The 23,218-nt window shown below is 26.9% G+C and carries 22 protein-coding genes and 2 other annotated features; of the genes, 16 read left to right on the forward strand and 6 right to left on the reverse strand.

Features of this window, described 5'->3' with window-relative positions; all coding sequences use genetic code 11:
- The first annotated feature begins 28 nt into the window (after positions 1-28).
- The 3 genes from AAT22_RS09780 to aspS all read left to right on the forward strand — a co-directional run bounded on the left by AAT22_RS09780 (position 29) and on the right by aspS (position 3,800).
- Positions 29-958, forward strand: a complete 930-nt coding sequence (locus AAT22_RS09780; protein ID WP_047001059.1) for a sugar ABC transporter permease — start codon at positions 29-31, stop codon at positions 956-958.
- Between the two features lie 31 nt (positions 959-989).
- Positions 990-1,817 carry a carbohydrate ABC transporter permease gene (locus tag AAT22_RS09785; RefSeq protein WP_016208272.1) on the forward strand — a complete coding sequence of 276 codons (828 nt, stop codon included), beginning with the start codon at positions 990-992 and terminating at the stop codon, positions 1,815-1,817.
- A gap of 141 nt (positions 1,818-1,958) precedes the next feature.
- Positions 1,959-2,180, forward strand: a binding site (T-box leader).
- A 333-nt stretch (positions 2,181-2,513) separates the two neighbouring features.
- The gene (gene aspS, locus AAT22_RS09790; RefSeq protein ID WP_047001060.1) at positions 2,514-3,800 is read left to right on the forward strand and encodes an aspartate--tRNA(Asn) ligase; all 1,287 of its coding nucleotides are present in this window, start codon (positions 2,514-2,516) and stop codon (positions 3,798-3,800) included.
- A 53-nt stretch (positions 3,801-3,853) separates the two neighbouring features.
- On the opposite strand, the gene AAT22_RS09795 is transcribed toward aspS, so the two are convergent.
- From AAT22_RS09795 to AAT22_RS09805, 3 genes are read right to left on the reverse strand one after another with little or no spacing between them, the layout of a single operon-like run.
- The gene (locus AAT22_RS09795) at positions 3,854-4,429 is read right to left on the reverse strand and encodes a manganese catalase family protein (protein WP_016208270.1); all 576 of its coding nucleotides are present in this window, start codon (positions 4,427-4,429) and stop codon (positions 3,854-3,856) included.
- On the reverse strand, positions 4,429-4,692 hold the full coding sequence (locus tag AAT22_RS09800; protein WP_016208269.1) for a spore coat protein CotJB: 264 nt from the start codon (positions 4,690-4,692) through the stop codon (positions 4,429-4,431). Before AAT22_RS09800 ends, AAT22_RS09795 begins: the two co-directional genes overlap by 1 nt.
- Positions 4,692-4,967 carry a spore coat associated protein CotJA gene (locus AAT22_RS09805; RefSeq protein ID WP_016208268.1) on the reverse strand — a complete coding sequence of 92 codons (276 nt, stop codon included), beginning with the start codon at positions 4,965-4,967 and terminating at the stop codon, positions 4,692-4,694. The genes AAT22_RS09800 and AAT22_RS09805 overlap by 1 nt, the downstream gene beginning before the upstream one ends.
- 212 nt (positions 4,968-5,179) lie before the next feature.
- Between AAT22_RS09805 and AAT22_RS09810 the strand changes: the two genes are divergently transcribed.
- From AAT22_RS09810 to AAT22_RS09840, 8 genes are all read left to right on the forward strand, one after another.
- Positions 5,180-6,535 carry an FAD-binding oxidoreductase gene (locus AAT22_RS09810; protein WP_047001061.1) on the forward strand — a complete coding sequence of 452 codons (1,356 nt, stop codon included), beginning with the start codon at positions 5,180-5,182 and terminating at the stop codon, positions 6,533-6,535.
- A gap of 64 nt (positions 6,536-6,599) precedes the next feature.
- Complete coding sequence (locus tag AAT22_RS09815; RefSeq protein ID WP_047001062.1) at positions 6,600-7,364, forward strand: EFR1 family ferrodoxin; 765 nt, start codon at positions 6,600-6,602, stop codon at positions 7,362-7,364.
- 91 nt (positions 7,365-7,455) lie between these two features.
- Positions 7,456-8,319, forward strand: a complete 864-nt coding sequence (locus AAT22_RS09820; RefSeq protein ID WP_047001063.1) for an ATP-binding protein — start codon at positions 7,456-7,458, stop codon at positions 8,317-8,319.
- Positions 8,320-8,821: 502 nt separating this feature from the next.
- On the forward strand, positions 8,822-9,010 hold the full coding sequence (locus tag AAT22_RS09825; RefSeq protein ID WP_047001064.1) for a DUF4250 domain-containing protein: 189 nt from the start codon (positions 8,822-8,824) through the stop codon (positions 9,008-9,010).
- A 20-nt stretch (positions 9,011-9,030) separates the two neighbouring features.
- Positions 9,031-9,177: a hypothetical protein gene (locus AAT22_RS19065; RefSeq protein WP_156174308.1), complete on the forward strand. Its 147-nt coding sequence runs from the start codon at positions 9,031-9,033 to the stop codon at positions 9,175-9,177.
- A 45-nt stretch (positions 9,178-9,222) separates the two neighbouring features.
- Positions 9,223-10,962: a bifunctional diguanylate cyclase/phosphodiesterase gene (locus AAT22_RS09830; protein ID WP_052953934.1), complete on the forward strand. Its 1,740-nt coding sequence runs from the start codon at positions 9,223-9,225 to the stop codon at positions 10,960-10,962.
- A gap of 250 nt (positions 10,963-11,212) precedes the next feature.
- On the forward strand, positions 11,213-12,583 hold the full coding sequence (locus AAT22_RS09835; protein WP_047001065.1) for an MATE family efflux transporter: 1,371 nt from the start codon (positions 11,213-11,215) through the stop codon (positions 12,581-12,583).
- Positions 12,584-12,619: 36 nt separating this feature from the next.
- Positions 12,620-12,853 (forward strand) — a binding site (T-box leader).
- Positions 12,854-12,982: 129 nt separating this feature from the next.
- Positions 12,983-13,501: a tryptophan transporter gene (locus AAT22_RS09840; RefSeq protein WP_040436915.1), complete on the forward strand. Its 519-nt coding sequence runs from the start codon at positions 12,983-12,985 to the stop codon at positions 13,499-13,501.
- 32 nt (positions 13,502-13,533) lie between these two features.
- Here AAT22_RS09840 and AAT22_RS09845 read toward each other — a convergent pair whose 3' ends face one another.
- Complete coding sequence (locus AAT22_RS09845; protein WP_047001066.1) at positions 13,534-14,265, reverse strand: polysaccharide deacetylase family protein; 732 nt, start codon at positions 14,263-14,265, stop codon at positions 13,534-13,536.
- A 241-nt stretch (positions 14,266-14,506) separates the two neighbouring features.
- Here AAT22_RS09845 and AAT22_RS09850 point away from each other — a divergent pair, with 241 nt between their 5' ends.
- From AAT22_RS09850 to dut, 3 genes are all read left to right on the forward strand, one after another.
- Positions 14,507-16,744: an EAL domain-containing protein gene (locus AAT22_RS09850; protein ID WP_242849804.1), complete on the forward strand. Its 2,238-nt coding sequence runs from the start codon at positions 14,507-14,509 to the stop codon at positions 16,742-16,744.
- 78 nt (positions 16,745-16,822) lie between these two features.
- Entirely contained in the window at positions 16,823-17,449 is a 627-nt protein-coding gene (locus AAT22_RS18560) for a SpaA isopeptide-forming pilin-related protein (RefSeq protein WP_016208258.1), read from the forward strand.
- 190 nt (positions 17,450-17,639) lie between these two features.
- A complete protein-coding gene (dut, locus tag AAT22_RS09860; RefSeq protein ID WP_016208257.1) occupies positions 17,640-18,077 on the forward strand; it encodes a dUTP diphosphatase in 438 nt (145 codons plus the stop codon).
- Between the two features lie 281 nt (positions 18,078-18,358).
- Here dut and AAT22_RS09865 read toward each other — a convergent pair whose 3' ends face one another.
- Both AAT22_RS09865 and AAT22_RS09870 read right to left on the reverse strand, forming a co-directional pair.
- Positions 18,359-20,278: an ABC-F family ATP-binding cassette domain-containing protein gene (locus tag AAT22_RS09865; RefSeq protein ID WP_047001067.1), complete on the reverse strand. Its 1,920-nt coding sequence runs from the start codon at positions 20,276-20,278 to the stop codon at positions 18,359-18,361.
- 279 nt (positions 20,279-20,557) lie between these two features.
- Positions 20,558-21,775 carry a 6-phosphofructokinase gene (locus AAT22_RS09870; RefSeq protein ID WP_047001068.1) on the reverse strand — a complete coding sequence of 406 codons (1,218 nt, stop codon included), beginning with the start codon at positions 21,773-21,775 and terminating at the stop codon, positions 20,558-20,560.
- A gap of 189 nt (positions 21,776-21,964) precedes the next feature.
- On the opposite strand from AAT22_RS09870, the gene AAT22_RS09875 reads away from it, so the two are divergent.
- Both AAT22_RS09875 and AAT22_RS09880 read left to right on the forward strand, forming a co-directional pair.
- On the forward strand, positions 21,965-22,525 hold the full coding sequence (locus tag AAT22_RS09875; RefSeq protein WP_016208254.1) for a manganese efflux pump: 561 nt from the start codon (positions 21,965-21,967) through the stop codon (positions 22,523-22,525).
- A gap of 245 nt (positions 22,526-22,770) precedes the next feature.
- Positions 22,771-23,184, forward strand: a complete 414-nt coding sequence (locus AAT22_RS09880; RefSeq protein WP_016208253.1) for a Fur family transcriptional regulator — start codon at positions 22,771-22,773, stop codon at positions 23,182-23,184.
- Positions 23,185-23,218: the final 34 nt, after the last annotated feature.

The raw sequence follows: 23,218 nt of genomic DNA on the forward strand, positions 1-23,218 counted from the left end.
GGATATGCCCAAGAAAGGCAGGTTTGTTATGGAGTTAAAAGTGAATCAAGAAACAAAGCAAAAAATATCACATAAAATAAATAAAAAGCAGATGAAAAAGAATCTAACTGCTTATTCGTTTATCCTTCCTAATTTTTTAGGTTTTGCAATCTTTACATTGATTCCAGTTATATTTGCATTTATACTATCTTTTTTAAATTGGGATGGAGCTAATCCTATAAGTTTTGCAGGTTTAGATAATTTTAAAAGACTTATAACAGATACAACATTTAAAATAGCACTGAAGAATACAGTAGTGTACTCAATTGCTACAGTTCCATTAACTTTAGTAGCATCATTAGGGATTGCAATATTACTAAATAAAAAGATATTTGGACGAAATTTCTTTAGAACAGTATTTTTCTTTCCATACGTAGCATCTCTAGTAGCTGTTGCAGTTGTTTGGAATATGATCTTTAATCCATCAATGGGAGTTGTTAATAGTTTTCTAATGTCTTTAGGAATCACTAATCCACCAGGATGGACATCTTCTACTACATGGGCAATGCCAGTAATAGTTTTCGTTAGTATTTGGAAAAACATGGGATACTATATGGTAATATATTTAGCAGCACTTCAAGGTATTCCAAGAGATTTATATGAAGCGGCAAGTATAGATGGTGCTAACGGATGGCAACAATTTAAAAAGATAACTTTGCCTATGTTAACTCCAACAACTTTCTTTGTTAGTATAATGCTTACTATTTCTTGCTTTAAAGTGTTTGATTTGGTTTATATGATGACTCAAGGTGGACCAGGTAGATCTACAACAGTATTGGTTTCACATATATACAATACGGCATTTAAGGAATTTAGTTATGGTTATTCAAGTGCTATATCTATGGTTTTATTCATGATAGTCTTGATAGTTACTATAGTTCAATTTAGAGGCGAGAAGAAATGGGTTAGCTATATGTAATACTAATAAAAAGGAGGTAGTTAAAGTGAACATGAAAACCAAAAATACAATTTCAAAGATATTAACATATACACTTTTAATAGCACTAACTATATTAATGCTGGTTCCGTTTGCATGGATGCTATCAGCATCTCTACAATTAAACAAAGATGTATTTAAATTCCCATTTGATTGGATACCTAATAATCCTGTATGGAGCAATTATAAAGAAATATGGACTAAAATACCTTTAGGAAAATTTATTTTTAATACATCAAAATTAACAGTAATAATAACGTTATTACAATTATTTACTAGTAGTTTTGCAGCATATGCTTTTGCAAAATTGGACTTTAAATATAGAGATAAGATATTCTTGTGCTATGTAGCAACAATAGCAGTTCCATGGCAAGTATATATGGTACCTCAATTTATTATGATGAGAGAATTGAATCTAAGTGATACTCACTTTGCTTTAATACTATTACAAGCATTTTCAGCATTTGGAGTTTTCTTAATAAGGCAATTCTACATGAGTATTCCAAATGAATTACTTGAAGCAGCAAGAATAGATGGATATAGTGAATATAAAATTTATTATAAAATAATGCTTCCTTTAGCTAAACCAGCATTATCAACATTAACTATTTTTACATTTGTTAGTGTATGGAATGATTTTATGGGGCCATTAATTTATATAAACTCAGAGGCTAAAAAAACTATTCAAGTAGGTTTAAGAATGTTTATAAGTCAATATTCAGCAGAATATTCTCTTATTATGGCAGCATCGCTTATTGCTTTAATACCAGTACTTATTATTTTCCTAGCTTTACAAAGATTCTTTGTTGAAGGTGTAGCATCATCTGGATTAAAGGGATAATAAAATTATTATAAAAATCAAGATCTTATTAAATATTATTATAGAATGATATTTAATAAGATTTTTTAGCCTATACTTCATAGAATATTTTTCTAAATTATATTGACATTTATTATTAAAAGGAATAATATAAATAAAAAGTTAAATTTGTTGAAAGGAAGAGTAAATATCTATAAGTATCTTTAGCGAGTGAAGGATGGTGGAAGCTTCATGAGAACATGATATTGAAAGACATCCTGGAGAAGCTTATCTGAAACTAATTAGGATAAGACGTGTTCTAGCGTTAATAGATTGAGATAACTTTAATATCATTTTATTAAGTTAAATTAGGATGGCACCGTGAACAGAGCTTTCACTCCTATAGGGAGTGAGGGCTTTTTATATTTTGGGGGGAATTATATCAAAATTAACCTAGGAATAATTTTTTGTAATTTCCTTTCTTCAGTTTTCAAGTGGACATATGTAAGTTTGAGTTGACTTGGAGTGAAGTGACGGAATAAGTAAATTTACGTATGTCCGCTTTTTATACTTAAAGAAGGCCGCTTTAAGTATATATCTTAATTATTAAATTTAATTTATGATTAAAAGTTAATAAGGGTGGTACCACGGTAATTTATCGTCCCTTGAGTAAAGTAATACTCAAGGGATTTATTTTTTTATTAATATAAAAATATAAATTTAAAAGGAGTGTTGTTTATGGAGAGAATTTTAATTACAAATGTTAGCAATTTTCAGGAAAAAGAAATAAAAATAGAAGGTTGGGTTTATAGAATAAGAAAGCTGAAAAATATTACTTTTTTAGTTATAAAAGATAGATCTGGTTTAATACAATGTATATTTGATAATGAAGTTAGAGATTTAAATACACTAAAAATTGAATCTGTAATATCTGTTGTTGGGATAGTAAAAAGTAGTAATAATTCATTACACCCATGTGAAATAATAGGAAATGAATTTCATATAATAAGTGAAGCACAAGAATTGCCAATAAAAATAAATAAAAAAGAACTGAATATTAATTTAGATACAATATTGAATAATAGAATTCTTAGCTTAAGACACGAAAAGACTAATTCTATATTTAAGATACAAAATATAATAGTACAGAGTTTTAGAGAATTCTTAATTAAAAATGATTTTACAGAAATATTTACTCCTAAAATTGTAGCGGAGGGTACCGAGGGAGGAACAGAATTATTTAAAGTAGATTATTTTGGTAAAACTGCATATTTAGCACAAAGTCCTCAATTTTATAAGCAAATGATGGTAGGAGCTGGATTTGAAAGAGTATTTGAAGTTGCACATGTTTATAGAGCAGAGGAGCACAATACAAGTAGACATTTAAATGAATATGTGAGCATGGACTTAGAAATGGGGTTTATTAATGATGAGTTTGATATAGTTAATTTAGAAGAGAAGTTAATAAAATATATGTTAAAATCATTAGAAGAAAAGGCAAAGAGATATTTAGAAATATTGAAAGTTGAAGTTCCAAGAATAGAAAATAGCATTCCAAGAATGGACTTTTCTGAGGCCATAAGTGTATTAAGAGAGGTTTATGGCAAAGAAAATTTGGAAGATGATTTAGATCCAGAATCAGAAAAGCTTATATGTAGTTATGTAAAAGAAAAATTTAACTGTGACTTTATTTTTCTAGTGAATTATCCAATAAAAAAGAGAGCTATGTATACAATGCCTTTTAAGGAGGGCGGAAGTAGAAGTTTTGACTTACTTTTTAAAGGCGTAGAAATTACTAGTGGAGGAGAAAGAATTAATAATTATAATATGCTTATAGAAAGTATAAAGAATAAGGGATTAAATCCAGAACATTATGAGAATTATACTGATATTTTTAAATATGGCATGCCAAAGCATGGAGGGCTAGCAATAGGACTAGAAAGATTTACTGCTCGATTATTGTCATTAGAAAATGTTAGAGAAGCCTCTTTTATAACTAGAGATAGAACTAGAATTACTCCATAAAAACCAGAAATCAAATAAGGCTACCTATAATAAAGATAGCCTTATTTGTTACATTATTTACAAAAATCTGTTAACTTAGTATTATCCTGGACATCCATTAATGCTTCGCCAAATCTTTGATAATGTACAACTTCTCTTTCTCTTAAGAAACCTAATATTTTTTTTATTTCAGCATCATCTGTTAAGTTCATTAACCATTCATAAGTTGCTCTAGCTTTTTGTTCAGCAACCATATCTTCATGAATGTCTGCGATTACATCACCTTTAGCTTGGATATAAGTAGCAGTCCAAGGGTTTCCAGTAGCATCAGTATAGAAAGTTGCTTTTCCATGATCGGCATAATGCCCATCTAAGCCAGCAGCTTTTATTTGATCTATTGATGCATTTTCCATAATTTGATGAGCCATAGTAGCTATTATTTCTACGTGAGCCATTTCTTCTGTTCCAATATCGGTTAATAATGCTTTAGACTTATTTGTAGGCATTGAAAATCTTTGATTTAAATATCTAAGAGCAGCACTAAGTTCTCCATCAGGACCACCATATTGAGTAATTAGAACTTTAGCCATTTTTAAATCAGTAGATTTTAAGTTAACAGGGTGTTGTAAAGTTTTAACATAGTACCACATTAATTTTTTCCTCCTCTCATATTTTCCCATGGCCATGGGCCTTTAACCCAAGCTTCAGGATCTTGGAAATAAGAAGAGCCAAAATTAGTTAGAGGGCCATATTCTTTTTCATAATCCCAAATTGTCTTTTTTAATTCACAAGAAATTACTTCGAAATCATGTTTTGCTTTTTCAGAAGTCGGGAAATTATCTAAATATAAATTTAGGTCTAGAGCAAAAAATTGTAACTTTCGTATTTTATCTAAATACTCATTTTTATTCATTACTTGTGAACACCTCCAATGTATTTAACATCACAGTAAGGACTATATAAATCTTTGAAAATTGTACCAGCATCAAAGGCATCTTCTATATTAAATAATTTTTCATATGGTTGAAGAGCTACAAATGCTTTAGCATATACTGGAGGGTCGAAAACTTTATATGACTCATGGCAATTTTTAGCTGTATCAGTACATGTTATATTACAATAAAGCTTACTAGGATCTTTTATACAGTCATTACATTTTTCACAATTATCATCATCACGATAATACATAATTAAACATCCTTTCGTTGATTGTCTATATTTATAAACTATGTAGAAAAAAGTAGAAATGTGCCTAAAAGATATAGAAATCCAAAAGTTTTAAAATTTAAATAATGAAAGAATTTAAGTAAATAGGTAAATTCTTATGATAACTATTTTTATTGATTTTAATATTCTATATGATATTATCTAATATATAACGACATATAGAAGGTGATTTTATGGAAAACATAATTTATACAGAATTAACTGGTAAAATAGTTACAAAAGATAATTGTAAATATGAAGAAAGTAGATTATCTTGGAATAGAGCAATTGAAAAGTATCCATTAGTAATTATATATTGTTATAATGAACAGGATATTATAAATGCAATAGTATGGGCTAGAAAAAACTCTATAGAAATAAGAGTAAGATCAGGGGCTCATAGCTACGAGGGATATTCAACTGGTAATGATGTAGCTGTTATAGATATAAGTAAGATGAATGAAATTTATATAGATGAAGAGAATAGTGTTGTAAAAATAGGTGGAGGAGTAAGAAATAGAGAAATATATGAGGCATTAGGAAGTAAAAGTTATGCATTTCCAGGAGGGGGATGCCCGACAGTAGGTGTAGCAGGACTGATACTTGGTGGCGGCTGGGGATATTCTAGTAGATTTCTAGGATTAGCTTGCGATAGCTTAATTGAACTTGAAATGATAAATTATAAAGGGGAAAAACTAATTATTAATGAGCAAGAAAATAGTGATTTATTTTGGGCTTGCAAAGGCAGTGGAGGATGCAATTTTGGAATCATAACATCTATGACCATAAAACTAAAAGAAAAAATAGAAATGGGTACATTAATTTATATAAATTATCCTAATATTAGTACTGAAGATAATATTAAAGTTATTGAAGTTCTCCAAAATTTATATAAGAATTTAGATAGACGAATTAATTTAAAGACTGCAATATATAATTCAGTAGAAAAAGGCAGAGGCGTTAAGCTTACAGGATTATTTTATGGAAATTCTATTGATGCAAGAGAAATACTTAGTCCATTAGAAAATATAACAAATTCAATGGAAATTAAAATAGAAGATATGAGTATATTGGAATGTAATAGATATATTCAAGATAGCCATCCAGACTATGAAAAGTATAAGTCAACTGGTAGATTTATTTATAAGGATTATAATTATACTGAATTAAAAAGACTTATAGAAATAATAGATAATCCGGCTGAAGGAGCAAATTATACTGCTATATCTTTTTATGGAGCAGGTGGAGCCATTTCAGATGTAGATAAGTTAGATACAGCGTATTATTATAGAGATGCTAAGTTTATAATGGGAATTCAATCTGTTTGGGAAGAAGATAAATATGCTGATATAAATAAGGAATGGCTTAAAGAAAACTTCAAAACTATAGAGTTAATGACAGTAGGATCTTTTGTTAATTTCCCTTTACATGAACTGAATAATTATGAAGATGAGTATTATGGAGAAAACATAAGAAGGTTAAAGGAAATTAAAAAGAATTATGATCCGTATAATACATTTAATTATCCTCAAGTTATAAGAAATGAATAATAGAAATTTTACTTATAAGTGTTATAATTATCTATAGATTATAAAGGTTGAATAGGGGATATATATGAAGATTTATTATTTTTCATCAACAGGAAATAGCTTATACATTGCCAAAAGATTAAAGGAAGAACTAAATGAAGATATAGAATTAATATCTATGAGTAAGGCATTGAAAAATAATGATTTTACTTGTGATAATGATGTAGTTGGATTAATTTATCCTATACATTGTGGTTCTTTACCTATAGTAGTTTTGAATTTTTTAAAAGAGTTAAAATTAAAGCAAGATTCATATGTTTTTGCAATTGGTGTATCAGGTGGAGGAGAAGCTAAAAGTAGCTTTGCACATATTAATGAAATTATTAAAGAGACAAATATTTTATCAAATTGTGTTTGTATAAAATATATTTCTAACTATGTTAGAGCAGGTAGAAATCCAAGTGAAGAAAGAGCAATTACAGCAATTAAAAAGAATGAGGAAACTTTAAAAGAGTTTATTAATGAAATTAAGTTAAGGAAGATAAAGAAACTTAATTATAAATTTGGTATAAATAAAATTCTTTATTTTTCATGGAAAAATATATACAAAAGTAAAGATAAAAATTTCAGAGTTAATACTGAATGTATTGGATGTGAAGTTTGTAAAAATGTGTGTCCAGTAAACAACATTATAATGGAAAATAATAAACCTAAGTGGAATGGAAAGTGTACAGATTGTATGGCTTGTATAAATCTATGCCCTAAAAAAGCTATAAATATTGGGAAAAGTACAATAAATAAAAATAGATATAAAAATCCATATATAAATATGAATGAGTTAATGAGTTGATAGATAAAGTATATAGCTAAGAACGATTATGTAAAGACAATATGTTGAAAAAGTGATATAATTGAAAAGTATTATTAAGTGAGGTGATGAAATGAGTAGTATAGCAGGTAAAGGCTGTGAAAGATTAATTCCTACTGAAGAAAAGAAGCCTTTAGAAGAAATTGAGCGTAGCCTTGTTAAAAAATATAGAAAACATATTTGGACTAAGTTTGTAAGGGCAGTCAAGGATTATAACCTTGTAGAAGAAGGAGATAAGATTGCAGTAGCTATTTCAGGTGGTAAAGATTCACTACTTATGGCGAAGTGTTTTCAAGAGCTTAAAAAACATGGACAAATGAATTTTGAATTAGAATTTATAGCAATGGATCCTGGATACCATCCACAGATAAAAGAATTACTTATAGAAAACTGTAATCATCTTGGAATCCCAGTACATATATATGAAGGAAAAGTTTTTGAAGTTATAGATAAGATGGCAAGAGATTATCCATGTTATCTTTGTGCAAGAATGAGGCGAGGGTCTCTTTATAGTAAAGCAAGAGAGCTTGGATGTAATAAGCTTGCATTAGGACATCATTATAATGATGTTATAGAAACAACATTATTAAACGTGCTTTATGCAGGGAATTTTAAAACTATGCTTCCTAAATTTAAAGCAGCAAATTTTGAAGATATGGAACTTATAAGACCCCTTTATTATGTTGAAGAAGATTATATAAAAAGATTTACTAATAATGCAGGAATTTGGCCTTTAAATTGTGCATGTATGGTTGCAGCAGAGAAAATAGGCAATAAGAGATATGAAATAAAAGAATTAGTGAAAGAGCTTAAGAAGAATTTTGATGGAGTAGAGAAATCAATATTTAAAGCTGCCGAAAATGTAAATTTAGATTCCATACTTGGATGGGAAAAAGACGGTATAAAAACTAAGTATTTAGATGTTTATGATGAGTAATAAAATATAGATATATTATTAAAAGATATTATGGTATAAAAACTTATGCCATAATATCTTTTTTTACTTAATTTTTAAAAAATTTATCAGAGTGAATTTTGAATAATTAAAAATAGATTATGAATACTAATAATATAATGGAGGTGAAAAAAATGGCTAAAAAGAATCAAGAGGCAAGCTGGGAAAAGAAAAGATATAAATCTCCAAAGAAAAGTGAAGCTTCTAAAGTACCAGAAGTTAAGTAAAATATAAGGTGATGAAGCTACTTCTAATAATAATTTCACAAAGTAGCTTCTCAAGATTTTATAAAAATAACTAAAATGTATTAAAAAAATAGATAAAATATATTAAAAAAATCTAATTATTTACGATAATATAAAAGAAATAACATTTCAATAAATATACAAAAAGATCTATAATATGCTTTTTTTATTAAAGGATATATGGTATATTTTATTTGTGATTTCAAATAAATAGAAATTATATTTAAAGGAGAAATATTATGGATAGAGAAAGTATTTTATCTATGGATCCTAATATTTTATTAAGCCTGGTAAATATGAAATTAAGAGATTTTTATTCAAATTTATCAGCATTATGTGAAGATATAGATGTAACAGAGGAAGAATTGATAGAGAAATTAAGTTTGATAGGGTATAAATATGAGAAAGAACAAAATCAATTTAAGTAAGCGGGTAGGAGGAAAAATTTATGAAGCTTAAAAATATTAGTAAGTTAGCACTTGGATTAGCAGCAGGTGCGGCTTTAGTTGCTACATTAATAAACGATAATAAAGAAAAATTAGAAAATGAAGTTAAAGTAGAGGACGAAAAAGAAATAGTAGAAGAAGAGAAATAAATAATCTTTTTATGAAAAATATGCTTTGAGAAGGATTAAGAAGGTATGATTAGGGAAAATAGTTATAACAAGGATGTTAGCCCCCTTAACAAAAACAATAAAAATTCTATTGACTTACAAAGTCATAAAGAATTTTTATTAAGCTCAAAAGAATCTTTTGTAAAATCCATTAAAGGACTATTTATTTCTGTAAATAAAGAACAAGATTCAATTATGCTTTATGGAAATAATAAAGAAATCATTGGATACGATGAGGAGTTTATTATATTTACTGTTGATGAGAGTAAAAAATATGTGCACAATGATTATATAAAGATTTTAATTGAAGCAGTAATAAATAATGAAGAAGAAACTGAAGTAAAGATAATAAATGCTTTAGGACAAGAATTATGGATAAGCGTTAAAGGGCAAAGTAAAATAAATAAAAATGGTGAATTCTTAGGCTTTGAAGGATATTTATATAATATAACCAAAGAAAAGGAAGCTCATTTAAAATTAGAGTATATGACTCAATATGACGAACTTACAGGACTAAATAATAGAAAACATTTTAAAGATATAATTGAGGAAGAACTTAAAAATCATACTAAATTGGAATCTAGAGGAGCTTTAATTATAATAGACATAGATAATTTCAAGTTTATAAATGATTCTTATGGGCACAAGTGTGGAGATATATTTTTGAAACGATTTTCAGAGGATTTAAAGAATGCATTTGATGATAATAAACTATTATGTAGATTCGGTGGAGATGAATTTTTGATATTTCTACCATCAATAAATAGTTTAAATGAAATAAAGTACACAACAAGGAAGATTATTGATATATTAAAGAAACCATATAATATAAATAACGATAAAATATATTCTTCATCAAGTATAGGAATATCTGTTTTTCCAGATGATGGCGAAAATTTTGAAGTTCTATTAAAAAATGCTGATGCTGCAATGTATATAGCAAAAGGAAATGGAAAAAATCAATGTCAAATGTTTAATAATAATATATCAAGAGAAATAAATAGAATTTACTCTATTCAAAGAGGTCTTAGAACCGCGTTAGAAAATAATGAAATGTTCGTTGTTTTTCAACCTAAAGTAAGGCTTACTGATGATGAGGTTAATGGATTTGAAGCATTACTTAGATGGAAAAGTAATGAAATAGGATTTGTAAGTCCAGGTGAATTTATTCCTATAGCAGAAAATACTAGGCTTATAATACCAATTGGGAAATTTGTATTAAGAGAAGTGTTTATAAGAGTAAAGTATTTATTATCAGAAGGATATGATAATTTTAAAATAGCAGTTAATTTATCTGAAATACAATTAAGGCAGGGTGATTTGATAGAATATTTTAATTCTTTAATTAAAGAGTTTAATGTTTCACCTAAATACATAGAGGTAGAGATAACAGAAAGTATGATAATGAAATCTGTAGACAGAAATATAGAGTGTTTATTACAAATAAAAGACTTAGGATCATCAATAGCTTTAGATGATTTTGGTACTGGATACTCTTCATTAAATCATTTAACTAAATTACCAATAGATGTCTTAAAAATTGATAGAAGTTTTGTTATTGATATGACTGAAAATGATAAAAGTAGATATATAATTGAAAATATAATACAATTATCTCATAAGCTAGGTATAACAGTTGTAGCTGAAGGTGTTGAAGAAAAAGAGCAAGTAGATTATTTAAAAAGTATAGATTGTGATACTGTTCAGGGTTTTTACTATAGTAAACCAGAAAATTTTGAAAATGTAATTAATATGTTAAATAAGTAGAAAAGCTATTTTATTAAATATTATTAATTATAAAAGATATGCAACTATATATGTAATTTGCTTGGAATTACTAAAAATAAATTGAATGCAAAAAACTCCTATTGGAGTTTTTTTTCATTGTAAAATTGAGGTTTATAAAGTTCAACATATTTAGTATATAATAATTATTATTATATACTAAATATGTTGAAAAATAATATTAAAAAATATATAATCTTAGAGATAACATAACAATTAAAAGGGGGTACATATGAAGAAATCAGTAAATTTAGTTTCAGGAAATATAGTAAATACATTATTAAAGTTATCAATTCCAATACTAGGTACATCATTTATACAAATGGCGTATAATCTTGTCGATATGATGTGGGTAGGAAGAATTGGTAGTGATGCAGTTGCAGCTGTAGGAACAGCTGGTTTTTTTACTTGGTTTGGAAGTTCTCTTGTATTTATATCTAAAATAGGTACGGAAATAGGAGTATCTCAATCCATAGGAAAAGACGATATTAAGGAAAAAAATAAATTTATTTATAATGGTTTATTTATAAATATAATAACAGCAATAATATATATGTGTTTATTAATTATATTTAGAAAACAGTTAATAGGATTCTTTAAGCTAGGAGAAGCAAATATAATAAATATGTCCATAGAATATTTGGTAATAGTTTCTTTTGGAATGATATTTAGTTTCTTAAATCCATTATTTAGTGGTATTTTTAATGCTTCCGGTAGTAGCAAGATTCCATTTTTTATAAATACAGTTGGTTTGATTATTAATATAATATTTGATCCAATATTGATATTTGGATTATTGGGATTTCCAAGACTTGGAGTTATAGGAGCTGCATTGGCAACTGTAGGAGCTCAAGCAATAGTTACATTTATATTTATAATAGCATTTATAAGAAATGGATATAGTTTAACATTAAAAAATAAAAAGTATATAGATAAAAATAATATGAATAAGATATGTAAGCTAGGGATTCCAACTGCACTTCAAAATTGTATGTTTGCATTTTTTGCTATGATAATAGGTAGAATTATCTCAGCATGGGGTCCAACAGCAATTGCAGTTCAAAAAGTTGGTTCGCAAATAGAATCTATATCTTGGATGACTGCAGAAGGCTTTGCTACAGCATTAACTGCTTTTATTGGACAAAATTATGGAGCTAATAAGTGGGATAGAATCTTAAAGGGATATAAAGTAGCAATGAGTATGGCAATAATGGTAGGAATTTTTGCTACCATACTTCTAGTATTTTCAGGAGATAAAGTTTTCTCAGCATTTATACCAGAAGCAGGAATTGTTTCCAAAGGAGCTGTATATCTTAAGATTTTAGGATATTCTCAACTATTTATGTGCATAGAAATAACTACAGCAGGAGCTTTTTCAGGACTAGGTAATACATTAACTCCGTCTTGGGTAAGTATAATTTTTACAGGACTTAGAATACCATTAGCTATGTTATTAAGTAGCATTCCACTACTTGGAATAGATGGAGTTTGGTGGAGCATAAGTGGTACAAGCATAGTAAAAGGGATATTATTATTAGGGTTATTTATTTTTATGGTAATATTACCAAAAAGAAAAAAGTTTTCTCAAGTTGTTGACAATTAATAAAAACTATCATAAAATATTAATAAATTAATAAATAGATTTCCATTGATGAGGAAGAGTATCTATTTTGTAAAGTCAAAGAGAGCCGAAGGTGGTGTGATTTCGGTACTAAAACAAATAGTGAATGGGCCTCTGAGGAGTGATACGAAATTTTTATTAGAGTAGTTGATCCGTAAGTCCTACGATATAAGGAATAGGGTATGTTAGTACCTGATTAAAGAGGCCTTTTAAGGCAATTTAGGTGGCAACGCGGAGAATATCGTCCTATACATTTTTGTATAGGGCGTTTTTTATTTATATCAATAATTAAAGGAGCTGGTAATTATGTTGTGAACAAAAGGAGATTTAAAAAATATAAATTAAATTTATAAAAAAGGAGAATTTAATATGAATAGAAGTATGAATGTAAAAAAAATGACACTAAATGCAATATTAATAGCTATTGGAGCTCTATTACATCAAATTACACCAGCTTTAGGATTACCTATGCAACCAGATTTTGCATTAGCAATGATGTTTATAATTATAATAATAAATAAAGATTATAAGACTACATTAATTTCAAGTATCATACTAGGAATATTAACAGCAATTACTACAAAGTTTCCAGGTGGACAATTACCTAATATCATAGACAAGCTGTTAACAGCCAATATAATATACTTTATATTTAATTTAGTTGGTGAAAAGATATCAGATAATATAAAAATATTACTAGCTCTTAGCTTAGGAACTATATTAAGTGGATTAATATTTTTAGGATCGGCAAGTATATTAGTAGGTTTACCTGGGCCATTCATAAGTTTAATTGTTATTGTAGTAATTCCTGCAGCATTAATGAATATTTTATTAGGAATGATATTATATAAAGCAATTACTATAGCATTAAAAATAACTAATATAGTAGTTGATAAATAAAGTTTAGAGTTGCCTTACGGCAACTCTAAACTTTATTTTTTCATTATTTTATATACCTCAGGAGTATTTTCATCTATGGATTTAAAAATATATCCGTTATTCTTATAGTATTTAATTATCGAAGGAAGAGCTAAAGATGAATTTTTATTTATATAAGAACAATGCATTAGTACTATAACTTTATCATTATCTCCAGCTTTACATGCTTTTTTTATTATATTTTCAGGAGCTGAATTGGCATTAGCACCATCTCCACTATCTACAGTCCAGTCATATATCTTAAAATTATTTTCATGTAATTTTTCAACTAATTTATCTGTTAACTTATAAGATTTATTATTACAACCAAAAGGAAATCTTAAGATATTGTACTTTTTTCCTGTCACTTCAAATAAAGTTTCTTGGCCTTGAAGCATTTCTTGTAAAAAACTATCATCTTCACAGTAAAGTTTGTTTCTATTATGAGAAAAGCTATGAAGACCTATACTGTGGCCCTCATTTTTCATTCTCAAAATAATATCTTCTTGTCCCTTAATTTGACAACCTATAACAAAAAATGTAGCAGGTACATTTTCTTTTTCTAATGTATCTAAGATTTGATTTGTAATCTTACCTCCTGGTCCATCATCAAAGGTTAGATAAACAACTTTTTCCTTTAAATCTTGGCTATCCTCTTTCGCTTTGACATTAGTTATAAAAGATAGCGAAAATATAGTAGTTAAAAAAAATAAAATCAAAAATTTTCTTTGAATTTTAAAACTCATATTATAAATCCTCCTAATAAATTAATACTAGTACTAGTATTCCTAAATTTTTATAATATATGTTTTAAATAATAATCTGCATAATTAAAATAATATAACGGTAATATGCTTATTTAAGTAAACTTTAAAAATTAAAATATATAGTTTTTAATTTTATACAAGTAAAAATATGTTAATAAGTGGAATAATATGATAAAATAAATAATAATTAATGAGTACTATTAAAAAGAAGGCATTGGTGATGATAGTGAAAAAAGAAAGAAACAATAGTATTTTCATATTTACTAACTTATTTATAATCATATTATTAATTAAAAATGGTTTAAATAATCTACCTCCTATATTATTTATAATGACATTTGTTATATTAGTTTTAATATTAAAATTAATATTTACAGATAAAAGGTATAAGAAGATATATAAATTAGCTGAAGCAAATAGAAGAAGATACATAATGGCTATAGATGCTCTTGAAGGTGCAATTTGGGAGTGGAACAGTGAAAGTAAAAAACTCTATATGTCTACAAAAATTAAAGATATTTTAAGAAGTGATGATAATATAGATAGTTTTGAAAAGTGGTATTCTTTTATAGATGAAGAAGAAAGAGAAGATATAAGAATTTTTATTGAAAATATAATTAAAAATAAAATATGTGATAATTTTATTTTAGAATGTTCTTTAAGAAATTCGATAGATAGAAAGATAATAGCTAAAATTCAGGGAAAAGGAATAGAAAAGAAAAATATTTTCTATTTATCAGGATTTATTGTAGATATAACAGAAAGAAAAAAGACAGAAAACATGAATAAGGTTATAGAAAATAAAAATAGATTAGCGATAGAAGGAGCTAAAGACATAGTATTCTGGTGGAATGTCAATCAAAATATAATATCAATTGATAGTAGTATAAAAAAGTATTTAGATATAGAGGGGGAAGGAGATCTAATAATTACTGATACAAGTTGGCAAAACTACATATTGAAAGATGATATAAAAAGATATAATGAACAAATAAAAAAAGTAATGGATTCTAAGAAGGATGAATTTTATTCAATAGAATATAGAATTTTAAGTAAAGACAACAAGCCAGTTTGGCTCCAAAGTAAGGGAAAGAAAAGATTAGAGAAAAATGGTGACTTATTTATACATGGAGCTCTTTCGGATATAACAGAGAGGAAGGAAAAGGAAATTGAAATTAATTATTTAAGTTTCAATGATGAGGTTACAGGAATTCCAAATAGAAGATATTTTGTTAGGGAAGTTACAAAGCGTATAAGACATTATAAAAATGAAAAAATGGCATTTATATTTATAGATTTAGATAATTTTAAATATATAAATGATACATATGGACATGATGCAGGGGATTTATTACTAATTGAATTTACAAAAATAATAAAAAATATGAAGATAGAAGATTCACTTTTTGCTAGATATGGTGGAGATGAATTTGTAATAGTTCAATATAATTTACAAGAAAAACATCAAATTAAATCGATATTAGATAATATAATAAAGAAGCTAAGTAATCCAATAATCATAAATGATAAAGAGGTTTTTTGTACATTAAGTATAGGCGTAAGTATATATCCTATAGATGGGAAGGATATGGCTATATTGTTAAAAAGAGCAGATATGGCAATGTACCTAGCAAAAGTAAATGGAAAAAATAGATATGAGTTTTTTGATATAGGTATATTAGAAATTTTAAATAGGGAATTTGATATAGAAAAGGGATTAAGAGTAGCTATAGATAGAAATGAAATTCAGTTATTATATCAACCAAAGGTAAATGTAAGTACTGGAGAAATAGTAGGTTTTGAGTCTCTTGTAAGATGGCATAGTAAGGAGCTTGGTGAAGTGTCACCAAGTGAATTTATACCAATAGCAGAGAACTCAGGACTTATAATACCTATAGGAGAATATATAATTGAAGAAAGCTTTAAAAAATGTAAGGAGTTAGCAGAAAATACTAGTAAAACTTTTAAAATGGCAATTAATCTATCAGAGGTTCAAATTAGAGATGAAGAAATAGTATCATTTGTTAACGATACATTAAAAAAATATGATTTAGATGCTAAATATATAGAATTTGAAATTACAGAAAGTATAATAATGAAATCAGCAGAGAAAAATATAAAAACATTGGAAAAACTAAAAAAATTAGGAGTTACTTTAGCATTAGATGATTTTGGAACAGGATACTCTTCATTAAGTTATTTAAGAACATTGCCGATAGATGTACTAAAAATAGATAAAAGTTTTATAGATGGAATACTGATAGAGCAGAAAAGTGAGTATATAATAAATAGTATTGTTGATCTTTCTCATTACTTAAATTTATTAGTTGTAGCTGAAGGAGTAGAAAATAAGAATCAATTAGATTATTTAAAGAAAATTAGTTGTGATGTTATTCAAGGATATTATTTTAGTAAGCCAATTGAATTTAATAATGCAATGAAAATGCTTATAAGTTAAAGTTATTTTTTTGAAATTTTATCACCAAATCGATAAGCTCATCATATTATGTAACTATATTACGATTTGGAGGTATATATGAAAATAGTAATAGATGATCAATATCATAATGATGATAGCGATTATGGAGAACAAGAGTATACTGTAGATGAAAATGGTAACTTGAATTTATTTATTCAGGTTGATGAAGAAATTGAAAAGGAAACTTCTAGCAGAACGATTAATAGAGGCAACATAATCAATAATCAAGCCGAAGAAAAAATAATAGAAAATAATTTTAATGAGGATTTTTTAGTAGATGAAAAATACGCTGATTCAGATGTATATGACAATCTTTACTCACAAATAGGTAAAGCAAAAGAAGAATTTGCAGATAGAAATATAGTAGAGGAAAAGGGGACAATTCAAGTGACATCAAGGCTTGCTAATAAAGACGGTGTAGAGCTTAAAGGAGCAAGAATAAACTTATATTTATTAAATGGAATATCCCCTAAGTTGTATGATTCAAAATTTACAGATAGTAATGGTAAAGCTATATTTAGTAATTTAGAAAATGGATGTTATAGAGTTATTGCAATAGTAGATAGAAGATTTTTCGAAAAACCTTCTTACTATAGTTGGAATGAGGTAACAATAGATAAAAATAATAAATATGCTGATATATGTGTAGTAAATAGAATAAAAATGTCTTATTACAGAAGATAGATAAATATTATAATGTTTATACACTTATAAAAAGAGATAAATTATAAAAGATTTATCTCTTTTTATTTTAATAATATTGATGTAGACATAAGCTATAGTTAATTGATAAAATATAGATGCGTTAATTAATGATTTAGTTAAGTGGACAATAGTTTTGTATTATATATTATTTTTATAGGAGGAATTGCTAATGAATAAATTTAAATTAAAGATTCAAAAAATACATAATGAAGCTATAATACCAAGTTATGCACATAAAGGAGATGCTGGATTAGATTTATATTCGGTAGAGAAGGTAACAATAAATCCATCAGAAACTGCATTAATAAAGACTGGAATAAAAATTGAATTACCACCACAAACAGAAGCTCAAGTTAGACCGAGAAGTGGACTTGCGTTAAAACATGGTATAACTGTTTTAAATACACCAGGGACTATAGACGAAGGATATAGAGGAGAAGTTGGAATAATATTAATAAATCATGGTAAGGAGCCATTTATAGTAGAAAAAGGAATGAAAATAGCACAAATGATAGTTAAACCTGTATGGTATGTTGATATTGAAGAGGTAGAAGAACTTAGCGATACTGAAAGAGCCGAGGGCGGGTTTGGCTCAAGTGGAAAATAATTCATAATTGATAATTAACGATTGAAAGAAGAAAATCCTTATAGAATTTTGAATAAAAGGTATTTTACACTTATAGTTCAAGTTTAGTACTTTACAACTGAGCTTAGTATTAAAGCCTATCTACTTCAAGCAAGTTGCAGTAGATGGGCTTTAATTTTTTAAATCTTTCATTTATGAATTGCTCAGCAATTTATATTATATATGGTATTTTATACAATAACTGTAAGTTATGCTCTGTGAACCAAAATAAATTGCAGCGCAATCTTTAAAAATAGAGTGCACTATTTATTTAAGTTTTCCCATTCTTCATATAAAAATGAAATTTTTTCTTCTAAATCCTTAATTTCTTTATTTACTCGCTCACTTTCAATAGGATTTGAATAAATTTCTTCAAGGCAAAGTTGTTCTTGAAGTGATAATAAATGGTCTTCACCTTTAGATATATCATCTTCAAGTTTTTTAATTTTTAATTTTAAAGATTTCTCTTCTTTTTCAAGTTCTTTCTTTTTTCTTTTCTCATCTCTTAATTGAGTTTTGGTTTTGCCGTTAGCAAGCTCTTCTAAAATTTCAAATCTATTTGGATTGATTTTCTTTTCTTGATAGTAACTATAGTTTCCTAAAAACTCTTTAATACCATCTTCATTAAGTTCAAGTATTCTATTAATTACTTTATTTAAAAAGTATCTATCATGAGATATAACTATTAATGTGCCATCGTAGCTTAATAGAGCATCTTCAAGAGCTTCTCTAGACATTATATCAAGATGATTTGTAGGTTCGTCTAGTAATAATAAATTAGACCTTGATAACATAAGTTTTAGCAAGTTAATTCTACACTTTTCACCACCGCTAAGGGTATTTATAATTTTAAAAACGTCATCTCCTGTAAATAAGAAAGATGCTAGAGCACCTCTTAGTTTAGAAGTAGTTAAATTAGGAAACTCATCCCAAACTTCATCTAATATGGTTTTATCTAAATTTAAATCAGATTGTTCTTGATCATAATATCCAACATTTACATTTGTCCCAAGAACTACTTTACCATTATCTGGTGATAAGCTATCTAAAATGATTTTAAATAAAGTAGTCTTACCACGACCATTTTCACCAATTAGAGCTACTTTTTCACTTCTTTTAAGATCTAAATTAAGATTATAGAATAGTTTTTTATCACCATAACTTTTAGCTAAATTTTCGATATGAAGAACATCATAGCCACTTTTTACTGAGGTTTCAAATTTAATTTTAGTAGCTTCCTTTTCTTTATCAGGAGCATCTATCTTCTCCATCTTATCTAAAGCTTTTTCTCTACTTTCAGCAGCGCGAATACTTTTTTCTCTATTAAAGCTTCTAAACTTTTCTATTATTGCTTCTTGCCTTTTGATTTCTGCTTGTTGAAGATTATAGGCTTTAAGTTGAGCCTCATAATTTTTCTTTCTTTGCTCAATGAATTTAGTATAAGAAACATTGTAGCAATTAATGTGACCATTAATAACTTCAAATGTATTATTAGTTACAGTGTCCAAGAAAAATCTGTCATGAGAAATTACTAAAACTGTTCCCTTATAATTTTTTAAATAATCCTCAAGCCATTCTATAGCTTGTAGGTCAAGATGGTTTGTTGGCTCATCTAGTAAAATTATATCAGGATTCTTTAAAAGTAATTTACAAAGAGCAACTCTAGTCTTTTGTCCCCCACTTAAAGTATAAATTATTTTATCAAAATCCTCTTCTAAAAATCCAAGACCTTTAAGAACTCTAGAAATTTCACCTTTATATGTATAGCCACCTTTATGAGAATATAAGTCTTGAAGAGTAGTATAGTCCTTTATAATTTTTTCATGATATGAAGCTTTATTCTCATCATAAGGCTCATTCATCTTGATTTCTAAAGTATGAAGTTTATTTTCAATATCGGTTAATTCTTTAAAAACTAAGTTCATTTCATCATATATAGTATTATTTAAATCTAAATCAACGTGTTGTGTTAAATATCCTATGGTTCTATTTTTATCAATAAATATTTCTCCAGAATCTTGAGATATTTCTTTAGAAATTATTTTAAAAAGAGTAGATTTTCCTTCGCCATTACCACCGATAATTCCAACTTTATCTCCTTCATTAATTGAAAATGTAATATTTTTCAATACATCTCTTATACCATAGCTTTTCGATATATCTTTGCAACTTAAAACTATCATTTTATCCTCCTATTATTATCTTGAAATATCTACAATATATATAAATATAATAAAGTTATAATTCCAACTTTATTATACTCTAAGGTATTATACTAATCAAATAACTATAAGTAATAATAAATATTCTGTAGTTAATTAAATAATTTTTAAATTGATAATATTTAAGTTAGTAATTTAGAAGTTTACATAAATAAAAGTATGTAGGAATTAAAGGTTACTTCATAGTATTGGTGAAAATCTTAAACTATGAGTAATTTATTAATCTTACATACTTTTTTATTATTTAGAAATTGTTTTGAATTTTGGTAAATGATTATCTATTACAAGAGAAGGGGTTCCAGATATAAGAGGTAAGAAATAATCTAAAGCTTCTTCTCTTATGTGATTTCCTTCTTCATTAATTAATTCTGTTGGAAAATATTTAACATTGTTAGCTATTTTATCAGCTTCAACAAGAAAATGAGATGTAGTATATGGTGAATTTGAATCTCTTTTAATTCCAACCATATAGCCACTATTTCCATCAATAGCAAATTTTAAGGCAGAATAACCAGCATCAAAGGCTTCCTCTAAGTCTACGTCAGAAGCACAGTGAATAGAGCATCTTTGTAAAACTCCTAATTCAAGAGATTTTACTCTACTTGTTATACCTGATGATATTATTAAGTTTTTAAGGTAATTACCTATACCACCAAGTTGAGCATGTCCGAAATTGTCATGAGCTTGTCTGGTAACTTCAGTAATAAATTGGCCTTCAGAATTTTTTAAACCCTCAGAAACAACTATAAAAACTTTATTCTTTTCTTGAAATTTCTTTCTAACATCTAGAAGAAATTGTTCTATATTAAAAGCAACTTCTGGTAAATAGATAAAGTCTGCAACTGGCTTTCCATTTATTCTAGCTGTGCATGAAGAAGCAGCTAGCCAACCTGTATCTCTCCCCATTGTTTCTAAGATAAAGATTCCATTATTAATATAAACTGATGAATCTAAATATGTTTCAAGAGCTGTTGTAGCAATAAACTTTGCAGCACTTCCAAAGCCCGGCGTATGATCAGTATACATTAAATCATTATCTATTGTTTTAGGAATTCCTATAAATTTTATATCTATTCCTGAACTTTTCGCATACTTACCTAATTTAGCAATGGTATCCATAGAATCATTTCCACCTACATAAAAGAAGGCTTTTATATTGTTTATATTTAATATGTCTAAAAGTTTATCATATTCCTCACTTGAATCTTCTAAATTCTTCATTTTATATCTACAAGAACCTAATCCAGAAGATGGTGTGTATCTAAATGTATTTATTTCTTCATCTGAAAAAGATGATAATTCTATTATATTTCCATTTAATATACCTTCTATTCCGTTTAAACCTGCATATACTTTATCAAAGGCACCTAAATCTTTATTTGATTGTAACAAACCTACTACACTAGAATTAATAACAGATGTTGGACCACCAGATTGAGCAATTATACAATTCGCCATTAAGCTACTCTCCTTTATAAAAAAATACAAAATGTGATATACTTTTTAAAATATTATATACCCTATTTAATAATATACAATAAAATTTGTAATATTAAAAGGGTTTATTTCAAAAAAATAATACATAAATACTATACTTTATAATTATATATAGAGTAGAATTATATAATTTGGAGGAGTTTCTAAAAGATGGGATTAAGAGAGGTAATTTTAATTGGTGTAGCTATGGCTATGGACGCACTTGGACTTAGTATATGTTTGGGGATAAATCCCACATTAAAAAGAAAAAATAAATGGGGATTTATAGCTTCATTTGCATTTTTTCAATTTCTATTTATATTTTTGGGGGGAATAGCAGGAAATTTGTTTGATACATATATTGTAGCAATTCCTAATATGATAGGCGGAATTGTAATAGCTTTAATAGGTCTTATAATGATATTTGAAGCTTTTAAAAAGAATGATAAAGACGATTCTGTTTTAATAAAAAAATCAATGTATTTAATTTTAGGAATGTCAGTAAGTGTAGATGCTTTAGTAGTTGGTTTTACATCTTTTTTTGAGATTAATGCAATATTGTTATTTATTGATGCTGTTTTGGTAGGCTTAATAACTTTACTAATATGTACCACAGGTTTCTTTTTATGTAGATATATAAGAAAGGTTGATTTTATATGTAAATATGCAGATTTGCTAGGTGGAATAATATTATTAATATTAGCATTAGAAATGATATTTTTTAATATTTAATATGTAGAATATTAGTGTTATAATTATATATATGTTTCAATTATTAATTTATATTATTGCAGTATTATGATATAAGATAATAGTATTACTTAAGCAAAATAGAAAAATTGAAAGCATAGATTATTTAATTTTTATATAGGTTACTTAAATATTGATTTTTCTTATATAGTATAAATTTCAAAGGTAGTTTAGATAAGTGAAAAGTATTTAGTACAACTTGTATATAAGAACGTTAGGAGAATAAAATGAGCTGGGAAATTTATTTAAAAGAAAAAGGAATGAGAGTTACAGCAGGAAGAATTTCAATTTTAAATATAATAGAGTCTTCAGATAAAGGGCTTTCAGCAGAAAATATATATTATCAATGCAAAAAGCACAATGAAAACTTAAACCTTAGTACTATATATAGAACATTAGAATTGTTAGAAGAAAAAGATATAATAAAAAAAATTAACATAGATGGACCTGCAATTTATGTATTAAAAAAGGAAAGTCACAAACATACTTTAAAATGTGATGTTTGTAATAAATGTGTAGAAATACCATGTCCAATGGAAGAAATAGAAGAAGCCATAAAAGCTAAAGTTGGATTTAGCTTAACAGAACATAAGTTAGAATTAAATGGCGTTTGTGATGAATGCAAAAAATTAAAACAATAACAATAAATATAATAAGGAGCTGTCGCATTAGTGG

It is taken from the genome of Clostridium sp. C8, from assembly GCF_001010885.1.
Classification (GTDB): Bacteria; Bacillota; Clostridia; order Clostridiales; family Clostridiaceae; genus Clostridium; species Clostridium sartagoforme.